Origin of the sequence: Streptosporangium sp. LJ11, from assembly GCF_051918945.1 — a bacterium.
Classification (GTDB): domain Bacteria; phylum Actinomycetota; class Actinomycetes; order Streptosporangiales; family Streptosporangiaceae; genus Streptosporangium.
Genome location: NZ_JBPXMB010000023.1, coordinates 62,800 through 80,442, shown reverse-complemented (window position 1 = coordinate 80,442; position 17,643 = coordinate 62,800). Strand labels below are relative to the sequence as shown.

The window sequence follows — 17,643 nt, the reverse complement described above, 5'->3', positions numbered from 1 at the left end:
GGTCCTCAGGTCGTCTGCTTGGCGGATCGGTGCCAGGACAGGACACGTCGCTCGGCCGCCAGGAACGCCGAGTTGAGCGCGTATCCCAGGACGCCGAGCACCACGATGGTCGCCCACACGCCGGGGAAGTCGTACGACCTCTGGGCGTCCAGGAGCTGGAAGCCGATCCCGTCGGTGCTGCCGATCAGCTCGGAGAGCACCATGAGGATCAGGGCCAGCGACAGGCTGACCCGGAGCCCGGCGAAGATCTTCGGCATGGCCGAGGGCAGGATGATCCGGAACAGCCGCTCGCGGCCCGTCAGCCCGAAGACGCTCGCGGTGTCCAGGTGCTGTCGGTCGACGTGCCTGGCCCCCTCGCAGGCGTTGATCAGGACCGGCCAGACGATGCCGAACGCGATGAAGTTGATCTGCATCCGGGGACCGATGGCGAACAGCGCCAGGAACAACGCCAGCAGCATGGGCGGGGGAATGGCGCGGGCGAACTGCACCAGCGGGTCGACGAGGCGGAAGAGCAGAGGGGAGCGGCCCAGGGCGACCCCGAGGGCGATCCCGACGACCCCGGCCAGCACCCACCCGGCCAGCAGCCGGCCGACGCTCGCGGGAATGTTCTCCAGCGCCGCGTCGGTGAGCCAGAGCCGCTCCGCGGGGCCGGTCAGCCACAACGTGTACGCGCTGGCCATGATCTGCGACGGAGGCGGGAAGCTCAGCATCTCCAGGTAGCGGGTGAGCAGCTCCCACAGCGCCACGACGACCACGACCGGCCACAGCCGGCCGATGACACGCATCGGGCCGCTCATCACACCACCTCCGTACGGGCGGTGTGCCAGCGGAAGAGCCGCCGCTCCGCGAGCACGAACAGGCCGTTGGTGACCACGCCGATGACGCCGGCCCAGATGGCGGCGGCGATGACGTACTCCGTCGCGTCCACACCGCCCGCGCTCTCCAGGACGTAGCTGCCGATGCCGTCGGCGCCGCCGCCGATCAGCTCCGTGCTGATCGCCACGATGAGCGCGATCGCCGACGCCAGCCGGACACCGGTGGCGATGAAGGGCGCGGTGCTCGGCAGGGAGACCCGCCACAGCACGGCCGGTTTCCCGAACCCGAAGCTGCGGAGCGTCTCCTTGGCGAGCGGGTCGACGTCCTTGAGGCCGTACATCGTGTTGATCAGGACAGGCCAGGTCGCCGCGTAGACGACCAGGGTGACCTTCATGTCGAACCTGTCGGAGAACACGGCGAGGGCCAGCGGGATCAGCGCGATCGACGGGATCGGGCGCAGGAACTCCACGATCGGCCGCAGAGCGCCCTCCACACGGGGCAGGGTGCCGAGCAGGAACCCGGCGGGCACCGCGATCGCGACCGTGATCAGCAGACCGGTCGCCCACGCGCCGAGGGTCGAGGCGACGTCGGAGAGGAACTCCCCGTCCGTCACGAGAGCGGCCGCCCGGCCGAGCACCGTGGAGGCCAGCGGGAACGCGATCGGGTCGATCAGCCCGGCCCGGCCCGCGGCCTCCATGACGCAGAACAGCCCCGCGACGCCGAGGACGCCGCAGAGCAGTCTGTTGTCGAGCGGATTGCGCCTTGTCACCCGAGGTTTCCGGGGAGGACGGTCTTGGCCTGGATGGGGCTGGTGAGGTAACCCTGCTCGAGCATGAGGTCGGCGACCCGCTGCAGGCGGGTCTCGTCGAGGCTGGTGGGGAAGGACCCGAGCGTGATGACGGCCGCGGTCGCCGCGTCGATCTTGGTGTAGGTCGGCAGGATCTCCTCGACGGCCTTGCGGTCGGTGGCGGCGATCTGCTGGGCCTTGGCGACCGCGCGCTGGAAGGCGGCGACCGTCTTGGGGTTCTCGTTGGCGAACTTCTCGGTGACGACCACTCCCGCGATGGGGAAGTCGGCGGTGGAGTCGACCATCGTGTCGGCGAGCTTCTGGGCGCCGAGGATCTTCTGCGCCGCGGTCAGGGCCGGCTCCGTCATCCAGGCGGCGTCGACGGTCTTGTTCTTCAGCTGGGCCCCCATCTCGGGGAAGGGGAACTCCACGAACTCCACGTCCTTCTCGGTGAGGCCGTGGGTCTTGAGCACCGTGGTCACCGCCAGGGTGCCGATGTTCTGCTTGCTGTTGACCGCGATCTTCTTGCCCTTGAGGTCCGCGGGCGTCTTGATCCCGGAGTCCTTCGGCACCATGAGGTTGAACGAGTTCGGGGCGGCCTGGTAGAGGTCAGAGATGATCTTCATCTTCTGGCCCTTGGAGACGGCGAGGAAGGTCGAGACGTAGTTCGTCTGCGTGGCGTCCAGGGTGCCGCCGAGGAGACCCTGCTGGGCCTGGGCGCCTCCGGGCACCACCTCGATCTCGACGGTGAGCCCTTCCTCCTTGAAGAAGCCCCTCTTGTTGGCGATGTAGAGCGCGGCCGAGTCGGGGATCGGCAGGGCCCCCATCTTGATGCTGCTCTTCTCCAGACCCCCCGCGTTCGCGGCGGTGGTGTCAGTGGGGGTGTCAGAGCTTCCGCAGGCGCTCAGCGCGAGGGCGGCGGCCACTCCCGCGATGACGGCCCGGCTCGCAAGTTTGAACCTCATGGGTCTCCTTAGCTGCGTTTGACCGCCCCTGCCGGAACTCGCGGTGACTCGACGGGCGACATGGAGGGGGTCCCGGGAGGCATGTTGGTCAAGGGGGGTATGCCGACCGCCGATCAGAGTAGCGGAGTAGATCAGTCAAATTACAAATATTGCCCCTTTCGTCCCTAGGCCACAAAACGGTCACAGGGCTCCCGGTTGTCACACTGGTACCAATCGCCGACGGGCGGATCTAGCGGGCGCCGTGAAAGAAGTCAATAAATCTGTTTCGCAACTTTGTGGAAGTTTGCGGTTACAGGACGGAGAGTCATCGCCCGATTGCGGATGCTGTGTGCCTGTTAAGTGAAGAATGTGAGTTATGTGCTGTTGGCCGAACTCATCCGGCTGTGCTCCAATAACCCCTACCCCATGGATGCGTCGGCGTCACTCGCACATCACTGCGTGACGCGATCCCCTCCAAGCAGACGATCCGAGGAGAGGCAGCGGAGGCCAGTGAGGACAGCGTCAATCCCCAGCGAACGCGAATCCGGGCTGGCACCTGCCCTGGGATTCGACAACCAGGGGGGGCAGCCGCGGAGCGGCCCGGGTCAGGACCTCGACGGTCGCGACTCCGAGAAGTCCGAGAGGAACGGCAGCAGGCTCGCGCTCAAGAACTGGCGAGTGAGATCGCGGCTGATCGCGCTCATCGTCATTCCCACCGTCGCCGCGATCGTGCTGGGCGGCCTGCGGGTCACCACCTCGATCAGCAGCGCCGCCGAGTACGAACGCGTGCGCGCCACCGCCGAACTCACCGCCGGTCTCAGCGACCTGGTCGACGAGCTGCAGCTCGAGCGGGACCTGTCGGCCCGGCACGTGGCGGGAGGCCGCCAGGCCAGCAGCAAGGCGAGCCTGCGCAAGCAGTACGAGTCCGTCGACCAGGTCGTCGGGCCGGTGAGCCTCCTCGTCAACGGGGCCATGGACAACAGCGGTCTCCTGGGATCCCTCGGCACCCGGGGCGAGACCGAGCTCACCCAGATCCGCCGCCGCATCGACGAGCTCAAGAGCCTGCGCGAACTGGCCGCGGGCGCGGCCACCCAGGTGCCGGCCCAGCCCACGATCGCCATGTACTCCCGTACCATCGCGGACCTGCTGGCCCTGCACGACGAGATCATCCAGGGTGTCTCCGACCAGGACCTCACCAGCGGCGCGGCCGCGTTCGCCGCGCTGACCAGGGCCAAGGAGCAGGCGTCCAGGGAACGGGCGAACCTCGCCGCCGCCCTCGTCGTCAGGGGGTTCAGCGCCGAAGGCCTCGACGCCATGCTGGCCGCCCGGGCGCAGTTCGACAGCGAGCTCGCGACCTTCCGCTCCGAGGCGTCGATCCAGCAGCGCCAGCTCTACGACGACACGGTCAGCAGCCAGAAGAAGGACCGCGCGGCGGCGACGCGCGCCCGCGCCATCTTCCTGGCCCTCAACGGCCGGCCGCTGGTGAACGTCGACGTCTCCAAGAGCGAGCTCAACGACCTGCCCTCCTGGTTCGACTCCTCCACCGACATCATCGAGCGCATGCGCGTGGTGGAGGAACAGGTCGCCAAGACCCTCATCATGCAGAGCGCGGACCTGCAGGCGTCCGAGCAGCGCGGCGCGCTGATCGCCGCCGGGCTGAGCGGACTGCTGCTGCTCCTCGTCCTGATCGTCACCGCCGTCATGGCGAGGTCGCTGGTCAGGCCGCTGCGCAGGCTCCGTACCGAGGCGCTTTCCATCGCCGGCCAGCGCCTCCCCGAGACCGTCCAGACGATGCGCGAGAGCGGCGAGGTCTCGGCCACCGACATCACCCCGATCGGCGTCGCCTCCGACGACGAGATCGGTGAGGTGGCCCGGGCCTTCGACGAGGTCCACCGTGAGGCCGTACGGCTGGCGGGCCAGGAGGCCACGCTGCGGAGCAACGTCAACTCGATGTTCGTCAACCTCTCCCGGCGCAGCCAGACCCTGGTCGAACGCCAGCTCTCCCTCATCGAGAGCCTGGAGCAGGGCGAGCAGGACGAGGGGCGGCTCGGCAGCCTCTTCCGGCTCGACCACCTCGCCACCCGCATGCGCCGCAACTCCGAGAACCTCCTGGTCCTCGCGGGCCAGGAGCCCGCCCGCCGGTGGAGCCAGCCGGTCCCGCTCATCGACGTGGTCCGCGCCTCGCTGTCGGAGGTCGAGAACTACGAACGGGTCGACCTGCAGCTGTCCGCCGGCGTGTCCGTGGTGGGCACCTCCGTCAACGACGTCGTCCACCTGATCGCGGAGCTCGTGGAGAACGCGATCTCCTTCTCCCCCCGCGAGACCAAGGTGATCGTCTCCAGCAACCGCATCGACGGCGGCGGGGTGATGGTCTCGGTGACCGACATCGGCATCGGCATGACCGCCGAGGAGCTATCCCAGGCCAACTGGCGGCTGGCCAACCCGCCGGTGGTGGACGTCTCCGTCTCCCGCCGGATGGGCCTGTTCGTGGTCGGCCGCCTCGCCCTGCGGCACGGCATCCGCGTCCAGCTCAGGCAGCAGGACAGCGGTGGCCTGACCGCGATGGTCCTGCTCCCGGAGAACCTGCTCGCCGTCACCAACCGCCCGGGCGGGACCTCCCCCAGCATGCAGAGCGGGGACTGGGCCGGGTCCATGGCCTCCATGGACCGCCCGCCCGTGCTGGCCAGCCCCACCGCCCCCCCGATGCCGTCCTTCGCCTCGTTCGAGGCCGCCCACCAGAACTCGTTCGCCTCCTTCGACATGGGGCAGCAGTTCAACTCCTTCGAGGCCTCGCAGCCTCCCTTCGGAGGCAGCCAGTTCGGGCAGGCGCCCGTCGACACCCCCTGGCCGGGACAGGCGCCGTCGCCCGGCACCGACCCCGGCCACGGCTGGCCGAACGCCTCCCAGCCCGACCCCTCGGGATGGCGGCAGGGACAGGGCGGGCCCCGCGGTGACGCGGGGTCGTGGTCCACGGGCCCGAACACGGCCCCGCGCAGCGACGCCCCCGTCTGGCCCGGCGGTCAGCAGAGCAGGGACACCGGCTCCGACGTCTGGTCCACCTCCTCGCGCGGCGACTCCGGAGGCTGGCCGTCCACCGGCAACTCCGGGCCGTTCGGGCGACGCGTCTTCGACCCGGCGGACAACACCGGCCCGCTGCCGGTGATCCCCGACGCCTCGCCCATGGAAGAGGCGAAGGAGGAGTTCCTGCCGATCTTCGCGGCCGTCGAGTCCGACTGGTTCAAGAAGGTCGAGCCGGCCCCGGCCGTCCAGGAGCGGGCCGAAGAGGCCCCCCAGGTTCAGGCCCAGGCCGTTCAGGAGACCGTCCAGCTCTCGCAACCGGCCACCCCCGCACCGGGCGGCTGGTCGTCGCCCGCCGACGCGGGCTGGCAGGCCGCCAAGGCCGCCAGCGAGCCCTCGCTCGGCGGGGTCACCGGTTCGGGGCTGCCCAAGCGGGTGCCCAAGGCGAACCTGGTACCCGGTACGGCCGCGCCCGACCTGAGCGCGGCCCCCCAAACTCCCGTGCACCGGCCGACGGTCTCCCCCGAGGCGGTGCGCAGCAGGCTGGCGAGCTTCCAGCAGGGAGTACGGCAGGGGCGCGCGGCCGCCAGGGGCGGCGCCGGAGACGGGCGGCCGTATCCCGACTTCGGCCGGGATGTTGAAGGAAACAAGGAGGACCGGTGAGCGAGCTCATCATGGTCGCCAAGGAGGATGACACGTGCGCGAAATGAGCCAGGCCGCCCGGGGGGTCAATTGGCTGATCACCGACTTTGTGAACAACGTCCCAGGTGTGGCGCACACGGTCGTCGTGTCAGCCGACGGTCTGCCGTTGGCGTACTCGGACGGATTTCCCAGGGACAGGGCGGACCAGCTGGCCGCGGTCGCGGCCGGCCTGATCAGCCTGACCCAGGGTGCCTCGCGGGTTTTCGAGGGCGGTGCGGTCACCCAGACCGTGGTTGAGATGCAACGAGGGCTGCTCCTCATCATGTCCATCAGTGACGGTTCCTGTCTGGCGGTGCTGGCCGCCGCCGACTGTGACATGGGGCTGGTGGCCTACCAGATGACGATGCTCGTCGAGCGGGCGGGTCAGGTGCTGACCCCGGCAGTCCGCGCCGAACTGCAGTCTTCCCACTCACGGTGACGGCGATGACGCTAGGAGGCTGTCGTGGCAGGCCGCGGCTGGACCGGTGAGGGCGACCCGCACGGCGGGTATCCCTATCAATCAATGGACGACCCCCACCGGCATCAGGGCGGTCCTTCCCATCTCATGCACCCGGCGCCGTCGGAGCAGAGCTCCCTCGTCCGTCCGTATGCCGTGACCGGGGGGCGCACCGCCCCCCGGACCCAACTCGCCCTGGAGGCCCTGGTCTCCTCGGCGACCTCCATACATCATGATTTATCCACCCGCACCCCGGAGTATCAGGCGATCAGCGCCCTGTGCCGGCAAGTGCGTTCGGTCGCTGAGATCTCCGCGATGCTCCGCATCCCGCTCGGCGTGACCAGGATCCTGGTGGCCGACATGGCCGCCGAGGCCCTGGTGCAGATCCACCAGCCGCAGCTGGACGCGGGCAAGCCGGATCTCAACCTGCTGGAAAGGGTGCTCAGTGGACTTCGCAGGCTCTAGCCGCGGCGGCGGCCTGACATCGACGAAAATCGTCGTCGCCGGGGGATTCGGTGTTGGCAAGACCACCTTCGTGGGGGCGGTGTCGGAGATTCTGCCGCTGACCACGGAGGCGGTGATGACCGACGCCAGCGCCGGGATCGACGATCTCGGCCTCACACCGAACAAGACCACCACCACGGTCGCGATGGACTTCGGCCGCGTCTCGCTGGACCGGGACCTGATCCTGTACCTGTTCGGTACGCCGGGTCAGCACCGGTTCTGGTTCATGTGGGACGACCTGGTCCGCGGCGCGATCGGCGCGATCGTGCTCGTCGACACCCGGCGGCTGGCCGACAGCTTCCCGGCGATCGACTACTTCGAAGAGGCCAAGCTCCCCTTCGTCGTCGCGGTCAACGGCTGGGACGGCACCTACCTCCACGGTGAGGAGGAGGTGCGCGAGGCGCTGACGCTGGCCCCGCACATCCCCATCTCCCGGACCGACGCCCGCTCGCGCGACGCGGTGAAGGCCACGCTCATCACGCTCGTGGAGCACGCGCTCACCATGCGGATGGCCGTCCCCGGCTGGGGTCGCTGACCGCTGGAGGGCGTCAGTCGCACCTCCCAGCGGATAGGCTGGGAGGTCGAGTCGCAGACCTGTAGCGCAGAGGCTGGCCAATCACGTGTTCGAGACGCTTTCCGACCGGCTGACATCGGTCTTCTCCTCCCTTCGATCCAAGGGTCGGCTGTCCGAAGCCGACATCGACGCGACCTGCCGCGAGATCCGCATCGCGCTGCTCGAGGCCGACGTCGCGCTGCCCGTGGTCAAGGCGTTCGTCGCCCAGGTCAAGGAGCGCGCCCGCGGCGTCGAGGTCTCCCAGGCGCTGAACCCGGCGCAGCAGGTCGTGAAGATCGTCAACGACGAGCTCATCGAGATCCTCGGTGGTGAGACCAGGCGGCTTCGCTACGCGAAGAACCCGCCGACCGTCATCATGCTCGCGGGTCTGCAGGGCGCGGGCAAGACGACCCTGGCCGGCAAGCTGGCCCGCTGGCTGCGCGAGCAGAGCCACACGCCGCTGCTGGTCGCCGCCGACCTCCAGCGGCCCAACGCCGTCCAGCAGCTCTCGGTCGTGGCCGAGCGCGCGGGCGTCGCGGTCTACGCGCCCGAGCCGGGCAACGGCGTCGGCGACCCGGTCGCCGTGGCCCGCCAGTCGATCGACCACGCCAAGCGGCAGCAGCACGACATCGTCATCATCGACACCGCGGGCCGCCTGGGCATCGACCAGGAGCTGATGAGGCAGGCGGCCGACATCCGCGACGCGGTCTCGCCCGACGAGGTCCTGTTCGTCGTCGACGCCATGATCGGCCAGGACGCCGTCTCCACGGCCCAGGCCTTCATGGAGGGCGTGGGTTTCGACGGCGTCGTGCTGACCAAGCTCGACGGCGACGCCCGCGGTGGCGCCGCCCTGTCGGTCCGCCACATCACCGGCAGGCCGATCATGTTCGCGTCGACCGGTGAGAAGCTCGAGGACTTCGACGCCTTCCACCCCGACCGGATGGCGTCCCGCATCCTCGACATGGGTGACATCCTCACCCTGATCGAGCAGGCCCAGAAGACCTTCGACGAGGCCGAGGCCGCCAAGATGGCGAGCAAGCTCACCTCGGGCGAGGGCTTCACCCTGGAGGACTTCCTCGAGCAGATGATGATGGTCCAGAAGATGGGCCCCATCAAGAACCTGCTCGGGATGATGCCCGGCATGGGACAGATGCGCGAGCAGCTCAACCAGGTCGACGACCGCGATCTCGACCGCATCGCCGCCATCATCCGCTCGATGACCCCTGCCGAGCGTCACAACCCGAAGATGATCGACGGCTCCCGCCGGGCCCGTATCGCCAGGGGTTCCGGCGTGACGGTGACCGAGGTGAGCGGGCTGGTCACCCGTTTCTTCGACGCCCAGAAGATGATGAAGCGGATGGCCGGCGGCATGGGCATCCCCGGCATGCCGGGCGGTCGCAAGGGCGGCAAGGCCGCGCAGAAGAAGGCGGCCAAGGGGCGCAGGGTCAGCGGTGACCCGCGCAAGGCGGCGCTCGGCAAGGCCGTCCCCGACAAGACCGACGAGCCCGCGACCCCCGCGGGGAGCGGCCTCCTCGGCAAGCTGGGCTCCCGGCAGCAGCTGCCGCCGGGCCTGGAGCTGCCGCCGGGCTTCGACCCCTCGAAGTTCAAGCTCCCGGGACAGAAATGAGCGACGACGGCTTCCACTCGCGCGCCAGGTGGATCTGGGTGATCATCGTCGGGGGTTTCATCCTCGTCGCCGTGCTCGAGCTCCTCGGGGTACGCCCCAAGTAGTGCCCCGCGCCGCCCCCCGATCCGATCGGCGCGGCGTTCGGCCGTGCCCCGCCGCCCGCGTGGATCTGGATCGTGGTCGACCGGGCGGCCGCCACGAAAGCCGCGGTTCTCGCGGCCGGCCGCCCGGCCGGTCCTAGGAGCTGTTCGAGGTTCGGATCATGTGGTTGAAGTGAGGAGTTTCAGCCACATGATCGAGCCTCGGAGGTGGAGTCCGGCCTCATAGCTTTCCGGGGTTTTGTCGTAGCGGGTGGCTAATCCGCGCCAGGCCTTGATCTTCTGGAAACAACGTTCGACGGTGTTGCGCTGCCGGTAGCGCTCCGGATCGAAGCCGACGGGCCGCCCGCCCGCTGACCCTCTCTTCTTGCGGTTGGCCTGCTGGTCGGTCTTCTCCGGGATGACCGCAGTGATCTTGCGGCGGCGCAGGTAGGAGCGGTTGGCCTTGGAGGAGTAGGCCTTGTCCGCGACCACCGCGGCAGGGCGGGTCTGAGGCCGGCCGACCCGGCCGGGGATGCGGATCTTGTCCAGGACGGTGATGAACCACGGGCAGTCGCCGGCTTGGCCGGGGCTGAGCACGAAGGCCAGCGGCAGCCCGGCGGCATCGACCGCAGCATGGACCTTGCTGCTCAGCCCGCCCCGGGATCGGCCGAGCCCGGCAGCCTTCGCCCGGGCCTTTCGGCGTCGCCGCGTGGCGGCACGATCCGGCGCAAGCGACGTGTCCGCGTTGTCCGCGCTGGGTGTGACCTGCGGCGCATCACTCGCAGCACCGGCGGCTGCTCTGCCAGCGGAGCCCCCTTTTCCTCGGTCAGTGCCTGCTCCAGCGCATCCAAGGTCTCCCCGGCGACCGCCAGCCCGGCCGACTCCTGATGCGCCCGCACGATCGTGGAGTCCACGCTGACCACCTCCAGCCCGACCTGCCCGCGCAAAGCGGCCTCGGCGATCAGCGCGTCCATCAGATCCTGAAACACCCCGGCCTTGGCCCAGCCGTTGAACCGAGAGTAGAGCGTGGACCATGGCCCATACCGCTCTGGCACGTCACGCCAGCCCGACCCGGTGCGAAACCGCCACAAGATCCCGTTGAACTGATCACGTACCCGCCGAGGAAGCGGCCCGGTAGCCGCCACCGGCAGATACGGCTCGATCAACGCCCACTCGGCATCGGTCACATCAAAACGCGCCACGTCCGAGTTTTACCAGCCACGACCAGCCCACTACCGGGCCTCACATAGATCCGAACCCCAAACAGCTCCTAGTACGGCTGGAGCGGCGGCGACTGCGGGGAGGCCGGGAAGCCCAGGGACCCCGGGAACCCCGGGAACACGGACCGCGCGGACGCCTCCTGGGGGATCGGGAGTCCCGGCGCGGCCGGGGCCCCCAGCGGGATCGGGACCACCGGTGAGACGGGTGTTCCCGGCGGGACCACGGTTCCCCGCGGAAGCGGTGCCTCGGGCACGGCCTCCGGCATGGCGGGATCTCCCCACCGGGCGGGCGCGCCGGGTGGTTCGGGTGCTCCCCACGGGGCCTGAGAGTGCCCGGGGGCGCGGTCCCCGCCGGTCATGAGGTCGGTTCCGAGGACGCCGAAGATTCCCGAGGCCTCGGTGGCCCCGGTGGCCCCGGTGGTTCCTCCGGGGCGCCCGAGGGTTCCGTCGAGGGTCCTGTCAAGGGTTCCGGCGGGGGACGAGATGGGCGCCGGGGACACGTCGGCCTGGCCCGCCGGGGTCGTCGCGCGGATGGCCAGGACCGCACCCAGCACGGCGACGGATCCGGTCGCGGTCAGCAGCAGAGATCTGAGGGTGGTTGCCACGGCGGCCATTTAGCGCACCAGGCCGGCCCGCCACGGGGTCCGGACACACGGGGATTACCGAGATTTGCCTTCCGGCCGCCGTACCGGATGGCCGCGGGTTGGCCGGGCACCCCCGCACGTCTGGCACAATGACATGTTGGAACATCGTGACACGTGGTTGCCCTCTCACTCCCGCGTGCCATGCCTGTCCCTCGAACGGTCCTCTCCTCGTGCCCCACTCGATGAGACGCCGCTCACCCACGCTCTAATGCAGGAGAGACCACACCAGTGGCAGTCAAGATCAAGCTCAAGCGGCTCGGCATGATCCGCAACCCGCAGTACCGCATCGTCATCGCCGACAGCCGCACCAAGCGTGACGGCCGGGCGATCGAGGAGATCGGCCTGTACCACCCGAAGGAGAACCCCTCGCGCATCGAGGTCGACTCCGACAGGGCGGCCTACTGGCTGGGTGTCGGCGCGCAGCCGACCGAGCCCGTGCTCAAGCTCCTCAAGCTCACCGGCGACTGGCAGAAGTTCAAGGGCGAGCCGGCTCCGGCTCCGCTCCTGGTCGCCGAGCCCAAGGCCGACCGTCACGCCGTCTACGAGGCCGCGGCCAAGGAGGCGCTCTCCCTGGAGGCCGCCACCACGCCGAAGAAGTCGACCCGCAAGGCGGCTCCCAAGGCTGAAGAGGCCAAGGCCGAAGAGGCCCCCAAGGCCGAAGAGGCCGCCGCCGAGACCCCGGCTGAGCCCACCGCGGCCGCCGAGGAGAAGCCGGAAGGCGAGGCCTGAGGTGCTCGAGGAGGCCCTCGAGCACCTGGTGAAGGGCATCGTCGAGCATCCTGACGACGTCCAGGTTCACGCCCGCCGCATCCGCAGCGGGCGTGTGCTTGAGGTCCGGGTCCACCCCGAGGACCTCGGTAAGGTCATCGGCCGCGGCGGCCGTACGGCCAAGGCGCTTCGCACGGTCGTGAACGCCCTCGGCGACGGCAAGTACATCCGGGTCGATCTTCTCGACCTGAACGAGGCCCGCTAGCCGTCGAGACGCGTCCATCGAGCGAACGGGCCACCCGCCCAGTGTGGGTGGCCCGTCTGCTTTCCCTAGACACCACTACGTGAGGAGGCGGGCGTGCAGCTCGTCGTAGGCCGGATCGGCCGCCCGCACGGGCTCCGCGGGGACGTGTCCGTGGAGGTGCGTACCGACGAGCCGGACCGGCGCTTCGCCCCGGGCACGGCCCTGGCCACCGACCCCGCGTCGGCCGGCCCGCTGGTCGTCGAGTCCCGCCGCTGGCACTCCGGGATCCTGCTGGTCAGGTTCGAGGGCGTGACCGGCCGTGACCGGGCCGAGGATCTCCGCGGCACCATGCTCGTCATCGACTCGGACGACATCCCGCCCTCCGACGATCCCGACGAGTTCTACGACCACCAGCTCATCGGCCTCACCGTGGTCAAGCCCGACGGCGAGACGGTGGGAGAGGTGTCCGACGTGCTCCACCACGGCCAGGACCTGCTCGTCGTACGGCGCGGCAAGGCCGGGGCCGCCGGGGGCGGCGAGGTCTACGTGCCGTTCGTCAAGGCGCTGGTCCCGGTGGTCGACCTCGTCAAGGGCGTCCTCGTCGTGGACGGCCCCGCCGGGCTGCTCGACCCGGACGAGATCGTCTGACATGCGCGTCGACGTCATCTCCATCTTCCCCGAGTACTTCGCGCCCCTCGACGTCTCCCTCATCGGCAAGGCCCGCGAGCGCGGCATCCTCGACGTCCACCTCCACCAGCTCCGCGACCACGCCCACGACGTGCACCGCACCGTGGACGACACCCCCTACGGGGGCGGTCCCGGCATGGTCATGAAGCCGGGCCCCTGGGGGGAGGCCATCGACGCGGTCCTCGCCTCCGGCCCGGCCGGACCGCCGAGGATGATCGTGCCGACTCCCAGCGGCGTGCCCTTCACCCAGAGGCTGGCGATGGAGTACGCCGCCGAGCCGTGGCTGCTGTTCACCCCGGCCCGCTACGAGGGCATCGACTCCCGGGTGATGGCCGAGTACGGCGCCCGCATGCGTGTGGACGAGGTCAGCGTCGGCGACTACGTGCTCGCCGGGGGCGAGGTGGCCGTGCTGGTGATGATCGAGGCCGTCGGGCGGCTGCTGCCGGGCGTGCTCGGCAACGTCAACTCGGCCGTGGACGACTCCTTCGCGCCCGGCGCGATGGAGAACCTCCTCGAGGGCCCCGTCTATACCAAGCCGCCCGAGTGGCGGGGGCACGAGGTGCCGGAGATTCTGCTCTCCGGGCACCACGGGAAGGTCGCCCGGTGGCGGCGGGACCAGGCGCTGCGCCGTACCGCGAGGAACCGGCCCGAGCTGCTGGCGGCGCTCGACCCGGAGAGCCTGGACAAGCACGACAGGCGAGCCCTGGCGGAATTGGATCTCCCCCAGGCGGGGCCGGCGGATCTCGAGGGCCGGCCGTCCTGACCGGTTGATTTCCGGTCGGTCGGGAAAATATGGCAGACTGAAGCGTTGCCGCCGACTGAACGCCGGCTGGCGCGCGCCGCCGGGCAGACGGTTCCGGCTCCGAGACATAGTCCACTTCAGCACGCGTGTCCATCGCGACGCCGCCCCGTCGCGGCCGGATGGACCTCCGTGTGCGCTCGTAAATGAGGTACCACTGCCATGCACACGCTGATCAGCGAGCTCGAGAAGTCCGCGCTCCGCACCGACGTCCCGGACTTCCGGCCCGGTGACACGCTTGAGGTCCACGTCAGGGTCATCGAGGGCAGCCGGTCCCGTGTCCAGGTCTTCAAGGGCTTCGTCCTGCGTCGCCAGGGCGGTGGCTCCCGCGAGACCTTCACCGTCCGCAAGGTCAGCTACAGCGTCGGTGTCGAGCGGACCTTCCCGGTGCACAGCCCGGTCATCGAGAAGATCACTCTCGTGACCCGTGGCGACGTCCGCCGCGCCAAGCTCTACTACATGCGTGACCTGCGCGGCAAGGCCGCTCGCATCCGCGAGAAGCGCGAAGCCCGCTAGGCGCGTCAGCGTCCGCCGACCTGGCCCGTGCCCCCGTCACCGGGGAGCGGGCCAGTCGCATGTAAGGAGGTTTGACCTCCTATGGCAATACGCATGGCTATGCGGTACCCCGTCACTCGACCACTTGGTACCGCCCATCATCTAGGCTCGTCAGCGATGACTAGCGAAGACCGGGAGTACGGCGCAGTCTCGCGTCGACCTGTCGAGGACGAGGTGGACGTGGTCGCCGAAGACACTCAGAAGACCGCCGGAGACGGCAAGGACAAGAAGAAGGGCTCCTTCTGGAAGGAGTTGCCTGTCCTGGTCGTCGTGGCGTTGGTGCTCGCCCTCATAATCAAGACCTTCGTGATCCAGGCCTTCTACATCCCGTCGGAGTCGATGGAGAACACCCTCCTCACGAACGACCGGGTCCTGGTCAACAAGCTCGTCTACCGCGTCCGCGACATCGAGCGCGGCGACGTGGTGGTCTTCTCCGGGGTCGACTCCTGGGACCCCGAGATCGACCTTGAGGAGCCGCCCAACCCGGTCGCGGGATTCTTCCGCTGGGTCGGCACCGCCTTCGGCGTGGTCCCCGGCGAGAAGGACTACATCAAGCGGGTCATCGGCGTCGCCGGCGACACCGTGAAGTGCTGTGACGCCAAGGGCCGGGTGACGGTCAACGGGGTTCCCCTCGACGAGGAGTACCTCTACCCCGGCGACGTGCCGTCCCAGAGCTTCTTCGAGGCCAAGGTCGGTGAGGGGCGCCTGTGGGTGATGGGCGACCACCGGCTGGTCTCCCTCGACTCCCGCTCCCACCTGGGTGATCCCGGTGGCGGGACGATCCCGGTGGACAAGGTGATCGGCCGGGCCTTCGTGATCGTGTGGCCGTTCTCCAGGGCCACGACCCTTCCCATTCCCGACACCTTCGGCCAGCCGGCCCTCAAGGCCGCCGCGGCCCTGGGAGGGGCCGCTCCGCTCCTCGCGGGCTTCGCGGGCGCCGTGCCGCTGGTGCTGTGGCGTCGTCGCTGGCTCTCAAGGCGGTAGCCCCATCTCATGACCGTTGAACCCGAGGCTGAGAAGAAGAAAGAGAAGAGCGGCAAGGGCGGTGGCCTGCGCGAGTCGCTGTTCCTGCTGGTGTGCGGGGTGGTGGCGGCGCTGCTGTTGCAGGCGTTCGTCTTCCAGTCGTTCTGGATCCCGTCGGAGTCGATGCAGAACACCCTTCTGGTGGGTGACCGGGTGGTCGTCAACAAGCTGCACGGCGACTCCGAGCGCGGCGACATCGTGGTTTTCAGGGGCTGGAACAACGAGGACACCATCAAGCGGGTGATCGCGGTCGGCGGTGACACGGTGAAGTGCTGTGACGCCAAGAAGCGGATCACGGTCAACGGGGTGCCGCTCGAGGAGAGCTCCTACCTCTACTCCGGCGACTTCCCCTCGGGGGAGCCGTTCGAGAAGGTCGTTCCCAAGGGGCGGCTGTGGGTCATGGGCGATCACCGCACCTCCTCCGCCGACTCGCGCGCCCACGAGGAGAGGCTGGGAGAGGGGTCGATTCCGGAGAGCGACGTCATCGGCCGTGCCGTCGCGATCTACTGGCCGTTCTCCAGGGCCGCGGTGCTTTCGAGGCCGGAGAGCTTCCTCAAGGTGAGATAGCGGTACCGAATGCACCGGAGGGGGCGTACTCTCTGGTCATGGTCGCTCTGTCACCCGTGGTGCCATGACGGTTGCGTTTCGCCCCAGACCCAGCGTGGTCCGGCGGGATTCGGGACTGTACGGCTACGAGCGGGCTCTCAGCCGGCGCGGGCTCGGTCCCGTGGCGGGAGTCGACGAGGCGGGCCGGGGCGCCTGCGCCGGGCCGCTGGTGGTCGCCGCCGTGGTGCTGGGCGGCCCGATCGACGGCCTGGACGACTCCAAGCTGCTGACGGCCTCCCGGCGCGAGTCGCTGTTCGAGCGGATCACGGTGACCGCGCGGGCGGTGAGCGTGGTGGTGATCCCGCCGGGTGAGATCGACGCCCGGGGCCTGCACAGATCCAACATCGGAGGAATGCGCAGGGCCGTGGCGCGGTTACCCTGTCACCCCGGCTACGTTCTGACCGATGGGTTCCCCGTTCCCGGCCTGCCCGCGCCGTCGCTGGGCGTGTGGAAGGGAGATCAGGTCGCGGCCTGCATCGCCGCGGCCTCGATCGTGGCCAAGGTGACGCGGGACGAGATGATGGTGGCGCTGCACGAACGCCATCCCCGGTACGGATTCGCCGTGCACAAGGGGTATGGCACCGCCGACCATCGCAGGGCTCTCAGAACCTACGGTCCGTGTCCGGATCACCGCTTCTCGTTCTCGACGGTGGCGCGGTCAGGAGCGGGCGAGGTGATGGGTGAGAATGAAGTGGGGGCCGGTGCCGTCTGATCGGGCGGGCCGGGGTGGGCGTTTAACAGGAGGACCGGTATGAGCGCAGAGGATCTCGAAAAGTACGAAACCGAGATGGAGCTGCAGCTTTACCGTGAGTACCGCGACGTTGTCGGCCTTTTCACCTATGTCGTGGAGACCGAGCGGCGCTTCTATCTCACCAATTCCGTCGACCTCGACGTGCGCACCGCTGAGAACGGTGACGTGTTCTTCGATGTGAAGATGCAGGACGCCTGGGTCTGGGACATGTACCGCCCGGCGAGGTTCGTCAAGAACGTCCGCGTGGTGACCTTCAAGGATGTGAACGTCGAGGAGCTCGCCAAGCCCGATCTGGAGATGCCCAAGGAGGGCTTCTCCTCCTGAGCGGCTTTCCCGGGCCCTTTTTCCCGGTGGCTTTCCCGGCGGCTTCGAAGGCGCCCTCGAGAGGCTGGAGGGCCGAGGGGCCGGTGGGGTGGGGCTGAGCGCTTCGAGGCCTCGTGATGCGGCTGAGCGGCCGCGAGACGTTGTCCACAGCCACGCTCCGTGCCCGGCCGGATTTCCACAGAATCGCGCTCGGCTTCTTGGCGGTGCGGTGAGCTGAGCGAAGGTCTGGAACCGGAGGTGGTTCCATGGCCGCGAAAGATGAGCTCGGCAAGCACGGCGAGCAGATCGCCGTCGATTATCTGCTGGCACACGACCTGCAGATCCTGGATCGCAACTGGCGGTGCCCGGACGGGGAGATCGACATCGTCGCCCGGGAGAGACGCACGCTCGTCGCGGTGGAGGTGAAAACCCGTTCGGGGCGCAGCCACGGCACCGCCTTCGAAGCGGTCACCGACGCGAAGATCGCCCGTCTGCGCAGGCTCGCGGCCAGCTGGCTCGCCGAGCGTCAGGACCGATTCGACGCGATCCGCGTCGACGTCGTCGCCCTGGAGCGGTTCGCCGGGGATTTCGCCATCCGCCACGAGCGGGGGGTGTGCTGATGTCTCCCGGCGTGTT

Annotated in this window: 19 protein-coding genes and 1 pseudogene; 15 read left to right on the top strand and 5 right to left on the bottom strand. The window is 69.1% G+C overall.

The window, feature by feature from the left end; translation table 11 throughout:
* Window positions 1-5 precede the first annotated feature (5 nt).
* Genes ACTOQ3_RS30545 through ACTOQ3_RS30535 form a run of 3 tightly spaced genes read right to left on the bottom strand, consistent with a single transcriptional unit; the run spans window position 6 to window position 2,568 of the window.
* Window positions 6-797 carry an ABC transporter permease gene (locus ACTOQ3_RS30545; protein WP_440086890.1) on the bottom strand — a complete coding sequence of 264 codons (792 nt, stop codon included), beginning with the start codon at window positions 795-797 and terminating at the stop codon, window positions 6-8.
* Window positions 797-1,585 (bottom strand): ABC transporter permease, encoded by a 789-nt coding sequence (locus tag ACTOQ3_RS30540; RefSeq protein ID WP_440086889.1) that lies wholly within the window; start codon window positions 1,583-1,585, stop codon window positions 797-799. The genes ACTOQ3_RS30545 and ACTOQ3_RS30540 overlap by 1 nt, the downstream gene beginning before the upstream one ends.
* On the bottom strand, window positions 1,582-2,568 hold the full coding sequence (locus tag ACTOQ3_RS30535; RefSeq protein ID WP_440086888.1) for an ABC transporter substrate-binding protein: 987 nt from the start codon (window positions 2,566-2,568) through the stop codon (window positions 1,582-1,584). Before ACTOQ3_RS30535 ends, ACTOQ3_RS30540 begins: the two co-directional genes overlap by 4 nt.
* A gap of 489 nt (window positions 2,569-3,057) precedes the next feature.
* On the opposite strand from ACTOQ3_RS30535, the gene ACTOQ3_RS30530 reads away from it, so the two are divergent.
* The 5 genes from ACTOQ3_RS30530 to ffh all read left to right on the top strand — a co-directional run bounded on the left by ACTOQ3_RS30530 (window position 3,058) and on the right by ffh (window position 9,387).
* A complete protein-coding gene (locus ACTOQ3_RS30530; RefSeq protein WP_440086887.1) occupies window positions 3,058-6,228 on the top strand; it encodes a nitrate- and nitrite sensing domain-containing protein in 3,171 nt (1,056 codons plus the stop codon).
* A gap of 43 nt (window positions 6,229-6,271) precedes the next feature.
* On the top strand, window positions 6,272-6,685 hold the full coding sequence (locus ACTOQ3_RS30525; RefSeq protein WP_326646986.1) for a roadblock/LC7 domain-containing protein: 414 nt from the start codon (window positions 6,272-6,274) through the stop codon (window positions 6,683-6,685).
* Window positions 6,686-6,709: 24 nt separating this feature from the next.
* Window positions 6,710-7,168 carry a DUF742 domain-containing protein gene (locus ACTOQ3_RS30520; RefSeq protein WP_440086886.1) on the top strand — a complete coding sequence of 153 codons (459 nt, stop codon included), beginning with the start codon at window positions 6,710-6,712 and terminating at the stop codon, window positions 7,166-7,168.
* Between the two features lie 13 nt (window positions 7,169-7,181).
* Complete coding sequence (locus ACTOQ3_RS30515; RefSeq protein ID WP_031158879.1) at window positions 7,182-7,742, top strand: GTP-binding protein; 561 nt, start codon at window positions 7,182-7,184, stop codon at window positions 7,740-7,742.
* Between the two features lie 85 nt (window positions 7,743-7,827).
* Complete coding sequence (ffh, locus tag ACTOQ3_RS30510) at window positions 7,828-9,387, top strand: signal recognition particle protein (protein ID WP_440086884.1); 1,560 nt, start codon at window positions 7,828-7,830, stop codon at window positions 9,385-9,387.
* 260 nt (window positions 9,388-9,647) lie between these two features.
* On the opposite strand, the pseudogene ACTOQ3_RS30505 reads toward ffh, so the two are convergent.
* Window positions 9,648-10,669: pseudogene (locus ACTOQ3_RS30505) on the bottom strand (IS5 family transposase).
* A gap of 68 nt (window positions 10,670-10,737) precedes the next feature.
* Window positions 10,738-11,292: a hypothetical protein gene (locus ACTOQ3_RS30500; RefSeq protein WP_440086883.1), complete on the bottom strand. Its 555-nt coding sequence runs from the start codon at window positions 11,290-11,292 to the stop codon at window positions 10,738-10,740.
* A 267-nt stretch (window positions 11,293-11,559) separates the two neighbouring features.
* On the opposite strand from ACTOQ3_RS30500, the gene rpsP reads away from it, so the two are divergent.
* From rpsP to ACTOQ3_RS30450, 10 genes are all read left to right on the top strand, one after another.
* Window positions 11,560-12,060 (top strand): 30S ribosomal protein S16, encoded by a 501-nt coding sequence (rpsP, locus tag ACTOQ3_RS30495; protein ID WP_362680328.1) that lies wholly within the window; start codon window positions 11,560-11,562, stop codon window positions 12,058-12,060.
* A gap of 1 nt (window position 12,061) precedes the next feature.
* On the top strand, window positions 12,062-12,304 hold the full coding sequence (locus ACTOQ3_RS30490; RefSeq protein ID WP_362680331.1) for an RNA-binding protein: 243 nt from the start codon (window positions 12,062-12,064) through the stop codon (window positions 12,302-12,304).
* Between the two features lie 93 nt (window positions 12,305-12,397).
* Window positions 12,398-12,931 carry a ribosome maturation factor RimM gene (rimM, locus tag ACTOQ3_RS30485; RefSeq protein WP_440086882.1) on the top strand — a complete coding sequence of 178 codons (534 nt, stop codon included), beginning with the start codon at window positions 12,398-12,400 and terminating at the stop codon, window positions 12,929-12,931.
* Window position 12,932: 1 nt separating this feature from the next.
* Window positions 12,933-13,733, top strand: coding sequence for a tRNA (guanosine(37)-N1)-methyltransferase TrmD (gene trmD / locus ACTOQ3_RS30480; RefSeq protein WP_440086881.1), 801 nt, complete (start codon window positions 12,933-12,935; stop codon window positions 13,731-13,733).
* Window positions 13,734-13,931: 198 nt separating this feature from the next.
* Window positions 13,932-14,285, top strand: a complete 354-nt coding sequence (gene rplS, locus ACTOQ3_RS30475; protein ID WP_362680339.1) for a 50S ribosomal protein L19 — start codon at window positions 13,932-13,934, stop codon at window positions 14,283-14,285.
* A gap of 156 nt (window positions 14,286-14,441) precedes the next feature.
* Complete coding sequence (gene lepB / locus ACTOQ3_RS30470; protein WP_440086880.1) at window positions 14,442-15,308, top strand: signal peptidase I; 867 nt, start codon at window positions 14,442-14,444, stop codon at window positions 15,306-15,308.
* Between the two features lie 9 nt (window positions 15,309-15,317).
* Entirely contained in the window at window positions 15,318-15,914 is a 597-nt protein-coding gene (lepB, locus tag ACTOQ3_RS30465; protein WP_440086879.1) for a signal peptidase I, read from the top strand.
* Window positions 15,915-15,978: 64 nt separating this feature from the next.
* Entirely contained in the window at window positions 15,979-16,665 is a 687-nt protein-coding gene (locus ACTOQ3_RS30460; RefSeq protein ID WP_440086878.1) for a ribonuclease HII, read from the top strand.
* A 39-nt stretch (window positions 16,666-16,704) separates the two neighbouring features.
* The gene (locus ACTOQ3_RS30455) at window positions 16,705-17,028 is read left to right on the top strand and encodes a DUF2469 domain-containing protein (protein ID WP_030511723.1); all 324 of its coding nucleotides are present in this window, start codon (window positions 16,705-16,707) and stop codon (window positions 17,026-17,028) included.
* 245 nt (window positions 17,029-17,273) lie between these two features.
* Window positions 17,274-17,627 carry a YraN family protein gene (locus ACTOQ3_RS30450; RefSeq protein WP_440071194.1) on the top strand — a complete coding sequence of 118 codons (354 nt, stop codon included), beginning with the start codon at window positions 17,274-17,276 and terminating at the stop codon, window positions 17,625-17,627.
* The last annotated feature ends 16 nt before the right edge of the window (window positions 17,628-17,643 follow it).